The organism is Rhodanobacter geophilus (assembly GCF_040812275.1).
GTDB lineage: Bacteria > Pseudomonadota > Gammaproteobacteria > Xanthomonadales > Rhodanobacteraceae > Rhodanobacter_A > Rhodanobacter_A geophilus.
In genome coordinates this window covers 1-12,954 of sequence record NZ_JBFOHL010000004.1, presented here as the reverse complement: position 1 = coordinate 12,954, position 12,954 = coordinate 1, and the positions used below count along the sequence as shown (strand labels likewise).

Annotated in this window: 9 protein-coding genes; 1 reads left to right on the top strand and 8 read right to left on the bottom strand. The window is 67.7% G+C overall.

Annotation, left to right across the window (positions count from 1 at the left end; genetic code table 11):
* Window positions 1-25: 25 nt before the first annotated feature.
* The 8 genes from ABQJ56_RS05690 to cycA form a co-directional block, all read right to left on the bottom strand.
* Window positions 26-955 carry a DMT family transporter gene (locus tag ABQJ56_RS05690; RefSeq protein WP_367844025.1) on the bottom strand — a complete coding sequence of 310 codons (930 nt, stop codon included), beginning with the start codon at window positions 953-955 and terminating at the stop codon, window positions 26-28.
* Window positions 956-1,136: 181 nt separating this feature from the next.
* On the bottom strand, window positions 1,137-3,257 hold the full coding sequence (locus ABQJ56_RS05685) for an AsmA family protein (protein ID WP_367844024.1): 2,121 nt from the start codon (window positions 3,255-3,257) through the stop codon (window positions 1,137-1,139).
* A gap of 130 nt (window positions 3,258-3,387) precedes the next feature.
* A complete protein-coding gene (locus ABQJ56_RS05680) occupies window positions 3,388-4,170 on the bottom strand; it encodes a siderophore-interacting protein (protein WP_367844023.1) in 783 nt (260 codons plus the stop codon).
* A 79-nt stretch (window positions 4,171-4,249) separates the two neighbouring features.
* Window positions 4,250-4,897, bottom strand: coding sequence for a PadR family transcriptional regulator (locus ABQJ56_RS05675; RefSeq protein ID WP_367844022.1), 648 nt, complete (start codon window positions 4,895-4,897; stop codon window positions 4,250-4,252).
* A gap of 98 nt (window positions 4,898-4,995) precedes the next feature.
* A complete protein-coding gene (locus ABQJ56_RS05670; RefSeq protein ID WP_367844021.1) occupies window positions 4,996-5,556 on the bottom strand; it encodes a class I SAM-dependent methyltransferase in 561 nt (186 codons plus the stop codon).
* 212 nt (window positions 5,557-5,768) lie between these two features.
* On the bottom strand, window positions 5,769-6,701 hold the full coding sequence (locus ABQJ56_RS05665; protein ID WP_367844020.1) for a peptidylprolyl isomerase: 933 nt from the start codon (window positions 6,699-6,701) through the stop codon (window positions 5,769-5,771).
* Between the two features lie 60 nt (window positions 6,702-6,761).
* Window positions 6,762-7,688, bottom strand: coding sequence for a 2OG-Fe(II) oxygenase (locus ABQJ56_RS05660; RefSeq protein ID WP_367844019.1), 927 nt, complete (start codon window positions 7,686-7,688; stop codon window positions 6,762-6,764).
* An 83-nt stretch (window positions 7,689-7,771) separates the two neighbouring features.
* Window positions 7,772-9,157 (bottom strand): D-serine/D-alanine/glycine transporter, encoded by a 1,386-nt coding sequence (cycA, locus tag ABQJ56_RS05655; RefSeq protein WP_367844018.1) that lies wholly within the window; start codon window positions 9,155-9,157, stop codon window positions 7,772-7,774.
* Between the two features lie 447 nt (window positions 9,158-9,604).
* On the opposite strand from cycA, the gene ABQJ56_RS05650 reads away from it, so the two are divergent.
* A complete protein-coding gene (locus ABQJ56_RS05650; protein WP_367844017.1) occupies window positions 9,605-12,784 on the top strand; it encodes a beta propeller repeat protein in 3,180 nt (1,059 codons plus the stop codon).
* The last annotated feature ends 170 nt before the right edge of the window (window positions 12,785-12,954 follow it).

Genomic DNA, 12,954 nt, shown 5'->3' with positions numbered 1-12,954 from the left:
GGGCCCGCTGCTGCCGAACCAGCCTCTACTCCACGATGTTGTGGCTCTCGGCAGTCCCCAGCAACTCCGGCTGCCCGGCGGGCCGCTGCCGACGCCCCAGCAGCGGATGCGCGAACACCGCGACCAGGATCACCGCCACGCCCGCATAGAACCAACCGTCCAGCTGCCGCTGCTCGCCTAGCAGCAATATCGCCAGCACGATCGCGTACACCGGTTCCAGGTTGGTCACCATCTGCGTGCCGAACGCGCTCAAGTGGCGCAACGCCACCAGCGCCAGTGCAAACGGCAGCAGGGTGCAGCCGAAGGCCAGCGCGAGCAGCAGCAGCGCGTCGTGTGCGTCCGGCAGCACGAAGGCGGCGCCCGTGTGGGGTAGCAGCGGCGCCAGCAGGGTGAGGAAGGCGGTGCCGGTGCCCAGTTCGATGCAGGTGACGGTGAGCGGGTCGCCGTGTTCCACCAGGCGCTTGTTGAGCGCGCCGAACAACGCCACGAACAGCGCCGACAGCACGCCCACCGCGATGCCCAGGCGCATGCCGCCGGGCACGCCACCCACCACCATCGCCACGCCCGGCACCACGGCCGCGCCGACCAGCAGTTCGCGCGGGTCGAACTTGCGCCTGGCGATCCACGGCTCGACGAAGGCGAGGAACACCGGCCCCAGCGCGATGCAGGTGGCGCCCACCGAGGCGTTGGCCAGCTTGATCGCCGCGTAGAAGGTGAGCCAGTGCAGCGACACCAGCACGCCGATGCCGGCATACGCCCAGCGCAGCCGCGCCGGCATCGCGCGCAGGCCGCGCCATACCCGCGGCATCAGCAGCAGCGCGGCCGTCACCAGCAGCATGCGCCACCACACCAGCGGCAGCGCGGGCAGGGTGATCAGCTTGCCGAGGATCGCGGTGAAGCCCCACAACAGCACGCAGAAGTGGATCTGCAGGCGGGCCTGGTTGGTGGCTTGCATGGGGATGCATCGATGGGAGACGCGGCATTCTACGTCGCGCCCATCTGAAAAGTGCGGCCAGGGATGGCTGCCCGGTTGATTTTCGCGATCAGGAACGATCGCAAGGACCATGGATAAAGTGCGGCCGGGGATGGCCACCCGTTCGCTCCACGCGATCAGGGACGATCGCAAGGATAAACACTCAGCGCCGTGCCGGCGTGCGCATCTGCTGCAGGATGGTGGTGCAGGTATCGGCGTTGCCGGTGTCGTGGCTGGGGGCGACCAGCGCCAGCAGCGCGGCCGCCGGCGCAGCGACCACGCCCAGCGCCACCGCGCCGGCGCCGCGTGCCAGCAGCGGGCCGGTGTGCACGCCCACGTCGGGCTGCTTGAACGTGCCGCGCACGTACAGCGGCGAGCGCAGGGACAGCACGCGCAGGCCCTTGGTGTGGGGCGTCACGTCCAGGTCCATCTTCTCGTTGGCGAAGTTCACGTTGCCCTTGACGTCGATCAGCGCGTCCCGGGTGTCGAACACGAACAGCCGCGTGCGGAACAGGCCGTCCTGCGCCACGAGGTCGCTGGCGGCGCAGTCGATCTTCACCGTCTTGTCGCCGAACAGCTTGCCGAGCACGATGTTGCCCACGTTGAGGCCGGCCATTTCCAGCAGGTTGCGGCTGATCGCACCGTTGTTCATCAGCAGCTTCAGTTGGCCGCTGGCCGTGCCGAGCAGGGTGGCGACGGAGTTGCCGCGCGCATCCAGCGCGGCGTCGCCGTTGATCTCGCCCAGGCTGGTGCGCATCGCCGCGAAACGCTGCGACAACTGCTCGATGTGCAGGTGGCGCACATCGAGCTTCAGCGTGCCGCGCATCGGCGCGGTGCTGCCGTCGAGGCGCAGCATGCCGTCCACCTGGCCGCCGGCCACGCCGAAACGCAGCGGATCCAGCGTGAGCGTGCCGTCGTCCATCACCAGGTGCGTGGACAGCGACTGGATCGGCAGCGACGGGCCGTGCTCGATGCGCCCGGCAGAGAAGCTCACGTCGGCATCCATCGCCTTCCAGCGGTCGGTGCGGAAGGATTGCGTGGGCAGCACGCGGTCCGATGCGGCGGGTGGCGGCGCGGTGGTGCTGGAGCCGCCGCTGCCTACCAGCGGCGCGAGATCGGCGAAGCGCAATTGCGTGGCCTGTACCTTGCCGCTGAGCCTGGGGCGCGTACCGCCGGTGACGTAGTCGACGTCGCCGGCGAGGTCGCTGCCGCCCACGCGCGCGTGGAAATCGTGATAGCCGAAGCGGCTGCCGTGGCGGCCCAGCGTGGCGGTGAGGCGGCCGCGGGTGGCGTAGGGCGGCGTGTCGGGCAGGGTGACGCCGAGGATGGGATAGAGCCTGGCCATGCTGGAGCCGGCAAGCCACAGGCGCAGGTCCAGCGCGCCAAGGTGCACGGGATCGGTGAGCGTGCCGACCAGGGCGATGTGGGTGTCGCCGATGCGCAGCTTGGCCTGCAGCGGGAACGGCTGGTCGGACTGCTGCAAGGCCAGCACGGCGCCCATCCTGCCGCTGCCGTCCAGCGGTGCGCCCTGGTAGCTGCCCTTCGCGGTCCAGGCGAACTGGTAGCTGGATCGCCGCGCGGCCGCGTCGTCGGGCTGGTTCTGCCCGTCGTCCTTGCCCATCGTCTTGCCGGCGCCGCGGCCGGCGCTGCTGATCGCCTGCGTGCGCGCGTCCGCCGTCGCCTGCGCCACGATCTGGTCGTAGGGAATCGCCTGCTGCAGCGGCTCGATGTGCACGGCCATCTTCACGCGGCCGGTGGCGTCGTCCAGCGCGATCCGGCCGGCGTCGAAACCGATGGCGCCGAGATCCGCCGTCCACGTGGACGGCGTATTGCCTGGTGGCGGGTTGAATGTCCAGTTGGCGCGGCCCTGCGCGTCGCGTTCCAGATCCACGCTGGGATTCACCAGTTGCAGGGTGGGGATGCGCACGCGGTGCCGCAGCAGGTCCAGCGGCGAGAGGCTGAAGCGCAGCGCGTCGAGATGCGCGAATTGCGGCTGCTTCGCCCACGCCGGATTCGCGACGGCGATGTCCTGCGCCACGATGTGCGGCCACGGCACCCATGCGCGCCAGCCCCGCGATTGCGGCTCGCGCATCCACTGCACGCCGAGGTCGCCGTTGATCGCGAACGGGCGGCCGAGCGCCGTGCTGGCCTGCGCGGCTATGGTCGGCTTCAGCCTGTTCCAGTTGAACAGGGACAGCGTAATCACCAGCGCCGAGACCAGTACGACGAACAGCGTCACCGGCACGCCGATGATCCATGCCAGCAGCTTGTGCCTGCGCCTCATGCCCGTCTCCTGCGGCCGCGGCGCGACCGGTGATGGCGATGGATCGAGGCATAGCCGATGGCGCGGCAAGATTTCGTGGTGATGGCGCGGTTCCACTCACCGCGCGTTCACTTGCGGCGCCGGGCCGGGATCAGTCGTCGTCGTCCGCGCCGGCCTTCCAGTAGCCGGTGGCCTTGATCCAGTCCTTTGGCACGCCACGCTGCTCCAGCCACTGGCGCATCGCACGGGCGCGCTTCGACTCGGCGGCGATCCAGTGGAAGCTGTCGCCTTCGATGGCGGGCAGTTCGCGCAGCGCATGCTCCAGCAGTTCGCCGTGTGCGGCGCCGTCGCGCACCAGCCAGCGGACTTCGACATCGGCGCGCGAGGGCAGCGGCTGGCGATCGGCGGCTTCGGGAATCTCGATCAGCGCGGTAGCACGCGTGCCGGCGGGCAGTTCCTCCAGCCACCGGCCGATCGCGGGCAGGGCGGTCTCGTCGCCGAGCAGCACGTAGCGGTCGAAGTCGTCGGCGACCAGGTGGGAACCGCGCGGGCCGCCGGCACCGAGGCGCTGGCCGGGCGCGACCCGGGCCGCCCAGTCGGAGGCGGGGCCGTCGCCGTGCAGCACGAAGTCGATCACCAGCTCGTTGCGTGCGGCATCGTGGCGACGCGGGGTGTAGTCGCGCATCGGCGAAGCCTCGCGCCCGGCGGGGAACTCCGGACCGTTCGGCCCGAGCGCGGGCAGCACCAGCTCGCCGTCGCGGTTGGGGAAGAACAGCTTCACGTGATCGTCGGGCGCGGCGCTGTGGAAGCCGTGCAGTCCGGGACCGCCGAGCGTCACCCGCTGCATGTGCGGGGAGAGACGCTCGACGCGCAGCACCTCGAGCGTGCGCAGCACGACGTCGTGGCGCAGGCGCCGGTGGACATGAAGGGCCATCGTGGTTACCTCGTGGGGAGCGGGCGCTGGCGATGGCTGGCGCGCGGTGAAGCCGCCGCGTGGCGGCGGCGGGCGTGGTTCAGTCGTGCGGGCGGCCGGTGGCGACCTCGCTGGCGGCGCGCTGCAGGATCGCGGCCACGCGCTCCGCCTCGGCCTTGTCCCAGCTCGTGCGCATCAGCAGCGCATGCTTCAGCGCATGCATGGCCTTGCGCACCGCCATCGGCGCGGCCATCTTCGCCGCGATGCGTGCGCTGTGTTCGGTGCGCGAGGTCGCGGCGTCCACGGCGGCGCGGTTCTCGTCGAGGAAGGCGCGCCCCTCGGCGGTGATCGCGTACAGCTTGCGGTTGCCCGCCGCGCTTTCCACCTGTGCATAGCCCATGTCCTCCAGCATGGCGAGGATGGGGTAGATCGCGCCGGGGCTGGGCGAGTACTGGCCGTGGAACATCTCCTCGATGGTGCGGATCAGCTCGTAGCCGTGGCGCGGTTGCTGCTCGATCAGCGCCAGCAGCAGCAGCTTGAGGTCACCGTGGCCGAACATGCGGCCGCCGCCGCGCCGGCCGCCGCCGCGCAAGCCATCCCAGCCGCCGAAGGCGTCGCCGCCGTGATGCTCGCCGAACGGGCCGTGGCGGCCGGCGTGGTAGCCGTACCCGGCCTCGTCCATGGCAAAGCCCTGGAAGCTGTGGTGGTGATGGTGCGCGAAGCGGTGGAACAGGTGGTGCATGCGCATGGCAAACTCCGATATATCGAATTGGGAAATTTAAGATATATCGCAGATATGTCGTTTGCAAGTGCGGGCGACCGGCACGGCCGTACGTGACCGGGGACTCAGCGGTTGCGGCGGTGGATGCGCCAGACCCAGGCTGGCGGCAGGTTGAGCCAGGCGCCGCCGATGCGCTCGGCCTCCAGTCCCAGGCGCTGGCGCAGCGCGCGCGGCACCGGGCAGCGCAGGCCGTAGGTGAACTGGTAGAGCGCGCCATCGTGCTGCAGCTGGCGTTCGAACACGCCCTCGACGATGGCGGCGACCTTGTCGGCGGGGATCGACAGCAGGGGCAGGCCGCTGATCACGGCACTGGCGCGCTCGTCGCCGAACAGCGACGACGAGCGACCCAGCCTGGCCGCATCCATGCGCAGCACGCGTGCATGCGGATAGCGTTGCGCCAGCGTGCTGGCCAGCACCGGATCGGTCTCCACCAGCACCAGCCGGTGTCCCGGCAGGCCACGTTCCAGCAGGGCCCGCGTGAACACGCCGGTGCCGGGGCCCAGTTCGATCACCGGGCCATGCGCATGGTCGATGTGGGCGGTCATCAAGCGCGCCAACGCAGGGCCGGACGGCGCCAGGGCGCCCACGCTGCGCGGATCGCGCAGCCAGGCACGCAACAGATGCATGGTGTCGTTCAAGGACATGGGTGCCGGGCCGGTCGACGCATGGAAGTCACCATAACCGGAACGCCCAGGCCGGATGTTCGGATACGGTTATGCCGTCGTGCCCATCGTCACGCCCAAGGCGTCATGCCTTGCCGCTGCCGCGCAACGGAGCGTCGATGCCACCCTTGCGGGAAGGGTGGGGCGGGAGTCTGTGCTGGCGACCGCGCGGCTTGTTACAGCGGCTTGCCGTCCACCCGCACCGGCGCCTGGATGTCGCAGATGCCCAGCTTGCCCACCGGCACGGGATAGAACGCGTTGTGGCCATGGCGCGCGACATCGATCAGCGCATAGAACGTGGGGCTGTCGGTGCGCAGCACCTGGATCTTCTCGCGCTGCGCGGGCGGCAGCTCGGAAGCCAGCTTCACCGACAGGATCGCCGTTCGTTCGGACGCCTTGTCGTAAAAGCCCATCGGCCCGGTGCCGCGCGGCAGCGCCGAGAGGTATTGCATGCCTTGCAGCACGCGGCCGGCCACGGCCAGGTTGTGGTCCAGCCGGCGCGGCGCCTGGCCGATGACGGCGTACAGCGCGCTGCCGTTGCCGCTGTCGGGCGGCACGTCGCGCCCCACGCCGACCATGCCGTAGCACTGCACCAGCCACTCCTTGTCATGGGCCGGATCGCGCGCCACCGGGAAGCCCTCGGAGAAGCCGACCTGCGGCGCATGGATGTCGCCGTCGGGCAGCGGCGTCCACGCCTGCTTCGGGTCGATCGGGCGGGTGAATTCCGGCGGCAGGGTGGCCCTGGCGTTGCCCAGCGGATGCATCTTCGCCTTGTCGCCACCGTCGTCACCGTTCGGGTCGTCCCACTGGGTGACGAAGTTGTCCTGCACGCGCACGATGGCGAGGCCGTCGAAGTAGCGCTGGCGCACCAGGGTGCGGATGTTCTGTGCATGCAGCGGGCTGAAGTCCGGCGCCAGCTCGATCACCACGCGGCCCTGCGGCAACTGCATGTAGAGCAGGTTGGCCGGGTCGGGTGTGCGCCATTCGGAAGGCTTCGAGGCCGCCAGCAGTTCCTTCGCGGTGGGCGTGGGCTTGTCCTCTGCGGCACGGGTCGACGTTGCCGCGAGGGCTAGCGTCATCGCGAGGGCGGCGGCAAGGTGATGGCGCATGATGATCTCCCCGGGTGGCTGGCGTGGCGGCACGTTAGCAGGCGCCGGCTCGCGTGTGCGCTATTTGCGGAATCGCACGAAGGCGCGCTTGGCCAGGTACAGCAGGTGCCCGGTGAGGCCGGCATCCTGGGCCTGGCGCAGCGCGGTGTTCTCGGCGTAGAGCATGCGGATGTGGCCGTCGCGCTGCTCGATCAGTTGCCGGATCTCGGCCACGTCGCCGCGCGTCAGCGTGTGCCCTTCGTCCAGGTGCGGCGGCAGCTGGCGGTTCACGTAATAGGTGGTGTGGCGCGGCGCCGTCTCCGCGGCGGGGCGATCCTTGGTGTAGAAGTACAGCGCGACGGAGCGGCGCGTGAGCCCGGCATGCTCCGGCGGCAGCTCGATCCGGTCGAAGGCATGCCAGGAGCGCTCGGAGGTCTCGAAGATCACGCAGCGGTTGAACGCGGGCGCCACCGAACGCGCGGGCCGCGCATCGGCGTGCGGGTCGCGGAACAGTTCCAGGCAGCCGCCCCACTGCGCATCCCATTCCGGGTTGAGGTAGACGATGAGGTTGAGCCGCCGGTGCCAGCGTTCGCTGGGGTGGTAGTTGAAGTCCACGTGCGGGTCGAGGCTCATCCCGTCGCGGTTCTCGTGCGTGCCGCCGCCGAGATACCACGGGTCGTAGATCAGCCCTTCGATGCCGGTGAGCCTGCCTACCGCTTCGAGGAATTCGGGGCTCTGGATCGCGTCGTCCAGCTGCTGCCAGACCGGGCCGAGCTGGCGGATCTTCGCCAGCGTGGACTTGCCGCCCGGCTTGCCGTCGTCGCCCACCGCGTTGCCGCGCTCGAAGGCGGGGAAGTTGTCCAGCAGCGCCGCGGCGAAATCCGGCGCGAGGAAATCGTCGATCACCACGTGCGGGAACGGCGCCGCCGAGATGAACTCGGCCCGGCAGGCATCCGCAGACGCCAATACGTGCGGATGGATGATCGAGACTCCCGGCGAACCCTGCATGTGTCTTCCCGACGGTGGATGGCGCGCCATTCTACTTGGCTCGCGGGCGCGTACCGGCAGCCATGGCTGGACTGGCCCGCCTTTCAGGGGGCGGACTGGCCGGCGCGCCGCTTCTTCCACGCGTAGCCGATCCCCAGCAGCACGAACCACACCGGGCTGGCCAGCAGGGCGGCGCGGGTATCGGACTGCAGGCACAGCAGCACCAGCACGAACGCGAAGAACGCCAGGCACGCCCAGCACATGAAGACGCCGCCGGGCATCTTGTATGCCGAGTCCGCGTGCTGCTGCGGGCGCTGGCGGCGGTAGGCCATGTAGGCGCACAGGATCAGCGACCACACGAACATGAACAGCACCGCGGACAGCGTGGTGACCAGGGTGAATGCGGTGACCAGGTTCGGCACGAGGTAGATCAGCGCCGCGCCCAGCAGCAGGCAGAAGCAGGAGAACAGCAGGCCCAGCGAAGGCACTGCCGCCTTTGACAGCCGCGCGAACGCCTTCGGCGCGTGGTTCTCGCCGGCCAGGCCGTACAGCATGCGGCTGGTGGAGAAGATGCCGCTGTTGGCCGAGGAGGTGGCCGAGGTCAGCACCACGAAGTTGATCAGGCTGGCGGCCGCCGGCACGCCGGCCAGCACGAACAGTTCCACGAACGGGCTCTTGTCCGCCTCGACCAGGCGCCACGGCGTCACCGCCATGATCGCCGCCAGCGCCAGCACGTAGAAGATGATGATGCGCAGCGGGATCGCGTTGATCGCCTTGGGCAGGTTGCGCCGCGGGTCCGCCGTCTCGGCGGCGGTGGTGCCGACCAGCTCGATGCCGACGAAGGCGAACACCGCGATCTGGAACCCGGCGAAGAAACCCGACAGCCCGTGCGGGAAGAAGCCGCCGTCGTTCCACAGGTTGGCCAGCGTAGCCTTGTTCCCCGCCGGCGAATGGAAGCCCCATGCCACCAGCGCGAAGCCGACCACCACCAGCGCGATGATCGCCACGATCTTGATCAGCGCGAACCAGAACTCCAGCTCGCCGAACATCTTCACCGTCGCCAGGTTCAGGCTGAGCAGCAGCAGCACGCACAGCAGCGCCGGTATCCAGGGGGCGAGGTGCGGCAGCCAGAACTGCACGTAGGCGGCGATCGCGATCACTTCCGCGATCGCGGTGACGATCCAGCAGAACCAGTACGTCCAGCCGCAGAAGAAGCCGGCCCACGGCCCGAGCAGGTCGGTGGAGAAGTCGATGAACGACTTGTACTCCAGGTTCGACAGCAGCAGCTCGCCCATCGCGCGCATCACGAAGAACAGCATCACGCCGATGATCAGATAGACGAAGAGGATCGACGGCCCGGCGAGGCTGATGGTCTTGCCCGACCCCATGAACAGGCCGGTGCCGATGGCGCCGCCAAGCGCGATCAGCTGCAGGTGGCGGTTGGAGAGGCTGCGCCTCAGGTGGTCCAGTTGCTCGATGGATGTGGACATGCGGGCGCCATGGTCGGAGACGGTTCGCCACCATAGAAGAAACCTTCGGTCGAGGGAATGGCGGCGAAGTCCGCGCAGTATTCCCGATGTCGAGCCTGACCACCGCCGTGGGAACTGGCAACGCTTGTTAGCAGCGCGGGTCAACGGGCCAGCCTCGGCCATGAGGAGCCACTCGCGGCCCCGATCAAGCTATTGGATAGCAGCCGTTCAAGGCGTGACTTGTCGTGCCAATGGGATAGAACCCCTGACCATGCCGCATGAGATCATGCCGCACGAGAAGCCCGAGCACGGGAGAATCAACTAGACTCGATTGCATGGCCATGCGCCGCAAGGCGATGCAGCTTCGCTCGGGTTGCCGCCCGACCATACTCATCCCGAAGGCCGAATCTTCCCGTGCCGTGAGTTCTTGGGTTGGGGGAATCCATCACGGAGAAACAGGAGCTCAGCATGATTTCTCGGCTTGGAACGGCGGGTATCCGCACCGTGGTGGCTGCCGGAGCACTGTGCATCGCGACGCTGGCGCCAGCCCAGGTCAGCCCGAAGCTGTTGCAGGGCATGCATTGGCGCAACGTCGGTCCGTTCATCGCCGGCAAGGTGGATTCCGTGTCGGGCGCGAGCGGGCAGCCAGCCATCGGCTACGTCGGCACCGACAACGGCGGCGTCTGGAAGACCGTGAATGCCGGGGTCACCTGGCATCCGCTGACGGATGCCGTGCACGCAATTCGCGGGATCACGGCACTGGCGGTGGCCCCGTCCCAAGCGTCGGTCGTCTATGCGGGCACCGGCAGCATCTTCGGAACCCAGTACGGCAGCGGGGTATGGAAATCGATCGATGCCGGGGCGCACTGGCAGAGCGCGGGGCTGGAACAGGCCGGGGCCATCAGCTGGCTGTTGGTTGATCCGCACAATCCCGAGCTGGTGCTGGCAGCCACGCGCGGGGTGGATCACCGCCAGGGCGGCGCGCGCGGGGTGTATCGAAGTACCGATGGCGGGCGCAGCTGGCGGTTGGTGCTGGCGGTCGGGCCGGAGTCGGGTTCCACCTATCTTTCCTGGGCGAGCGACAATCCGCGCGTGATATTTGCGACCGTGGCGCAGACGTATCACTCGGCGGGAGCTCCCGGGTATGCGCTGGTCAAGCACCCCGCGCCTTCAAATCTCTACAAATCCACCGACGAAGGCCTGACCTGGACCAAACTCACGGGCCACGGCCTGCCTGAAATGATCGGGCCGACCGCGGTCGCGGACGGCACCCATTCGCAGCGTGTGTATCTGCTGAATCACAAGGGCCTGTATCGCTCGGACGATGGCGGTGACAACTGGTCGCTCGCCACCGGCACCATCTATACGTCGAGCAAGCAGGTGTTGGTGGATCCGGCCAATCCGGACGTCGTTTACACCATGGGCACTTGCGTGTACCGGTCCACCGATGGAGGCCGCACCCTGGTTGCGTACAAAGGCGCGCCGGGTGGTGACGATCCAAACCAGTGGTGGATCGACCCGACCAATCCGAAGCACATTGTCTACGGTGGCGATCAGGGCGCCTCGATCAGTCTCGACGGCGGTGGCAGCTGGAGCCTCTGGTACAACCAGGCGACGGCCGAGATGTACAAGATCACCACGGACAACCGCTTTCCCTACTGGATCTATGGCACCAAGCAGGACAGCGGAGCGGTCGCCGTGGCCAGTCGCGGCCTGTTCGGCGAGGTCACCGACCTCGACTGGTTTCCGCTGCCGGGCTGGGAGACGGGATTCGTGACCCTCGACCCCGCCAATCCCGACGTGATCTACAACGGTGGCAACATGGGCTTCCTGCAAAAGCTCAACCGCAGGACCTGGGGCGCACAAAGCGTCGATCCCGGCGTCGGCGCCATCAGTGCAGTGAGCGACACCGACTTTCGGCGGGCCATTTCACCCCCGATCGTGTTCTCGCCGCAGGATTCGCACGCCTTGTATTACGGCACGCAGAACGTCTGGAAAACCGTGGACGGTGGCGACCACTGGCTGAAAATCAGCCCGGACCTCACCGCCCATCCGGGCAAGCCGCCAATGCCTCCGCCGGCAGGCGTGCATCACGGCGACGCGCTCGAGTCGCTGTCGCCTTCGACCGTAAAGGCCGGGGTGATCTGGACCGGTAGCAATAACGGCGTGGTATACGTCACCCGGGACGGTGGGCAACATTGGCAGGACGTGACGCCACCGAAGTTGTCTACGCACGGCGTTGTCAATATCCAGGCGTCGGGCTTCGATCCGGCGGAAGCCTACGCGGCGGTGGCAGACGACGCCACCGGCGATGATACGCCGCACATCTATCGCACCCGCGACTATGGAAAATCCTGGCGGAGCATCGTCGACGGCCTGCCGACGGACCAGGCCACCGGCAGTTTCGTGGAGGTCGTGCGCGAAGACCCGCACAAGCAGGGCTTGTTGTTCGCGGGCACGGAAACATCGGTTTACGTGTCGTTCGATGACGGCAACCACTGGCAATCGCTACGGCTCAACCTGCCGACCACGGCCTTCAACGATCTGCAACTCCACGACGGCGATCTGATCGCCGCGACCTACGGCCGCGCCATCTGGATCCTGGACGATATCTCGCCACTGGAGCAGATGAGTGCGAATAGCGCCGGCCAGCCAGTCCATTTGTTCCGGCCCGCCGCGGCGATATTGGTGCAAGCGAACGTGAACCAGGACACCCCGTTTCCGCCCGAGGTTCCGCACGCGAAGAATCCGCCGCAAGGAGCGATCATCGACTACTGGCTGGAGCAATCGGCACGTTCGGTGCAACTGCAGATTCTCGACGACACCGGCAAGGTCGTGCGCAGCTATTCGACTGCACCGATCCCCGCGCTCGATCAGCCTGCCCCGCCTGCACCCAGTTTCTGGATCCGGCCGCAGCGGCCATTGTCTGCTGCTGCCGGCGCTCATCGGGTGACCTGGGACATGCGTTACCCGACGCCGCCGGCGCTGTTTTTCGACCAATCCATGGGCGCCGAACCGCATGACACGCCTTTCATCCCGCAAGGTCCCGTGGCGCTGCCCGGCAACTACACGGTGAGGCTGACTGTCGACGGAATTTCGACCACGCAGCCGCTGACGCTCGAGCCGGACCCGCGTTTGGGCGAGACACCGGCGACCGTGGACGCCATGCGCAAGCAGCTGGCGCTCTCGCAACAGGTCATCGCCGTCATGGCGGCTAGCAAGCAAGCCTACGAACAGGGCCAGGCATGGGGCACGCAACTGACATCGTCGAGCAAAGCTGCTCCCGACCAGCAGACCAAGTCGCTGCAGCGGCAGCTTGCCAAACTCACCGGCACACTTGACGACGCATCCATCGGTCTTTCCGGAGGGCCTTACGCCGTACTACCTGTCAAAGGCGCCACCAGCTTCAGCAGAATCAACGGGCAATCAGCGGCCTTGCTCGAGATGATCGCTTCGACCAGTGAAAACGCTCCGACTGCTTCGCTTTACCGTACTTATCGGGAAGTGTGCAGGGACTTCAATACCGATGCAGCAGCGTGGAATGCATTGCGCCGGCAGTTCACGAAACCGGATACCGCACTCGAGCAAACCGGCACGGACCCGCACCGTATGTCGAAAGACATTTCCCTGTTGACTTGCAACGAATGATCGGACTCAGAGCGGACCGGTCGGTGCCGCCAGATCTCGGCGGCTAGGGATGCTCTGATCTATTCCCCATCCGAGGCATCATAGCGGCGAGCCCCAGGAAGCCCATTCCCGATGAAACAACGTTCGTTCGCCTCGTTGAGTTTCGACGCCAAGAAGAAGCCTACCCGCCG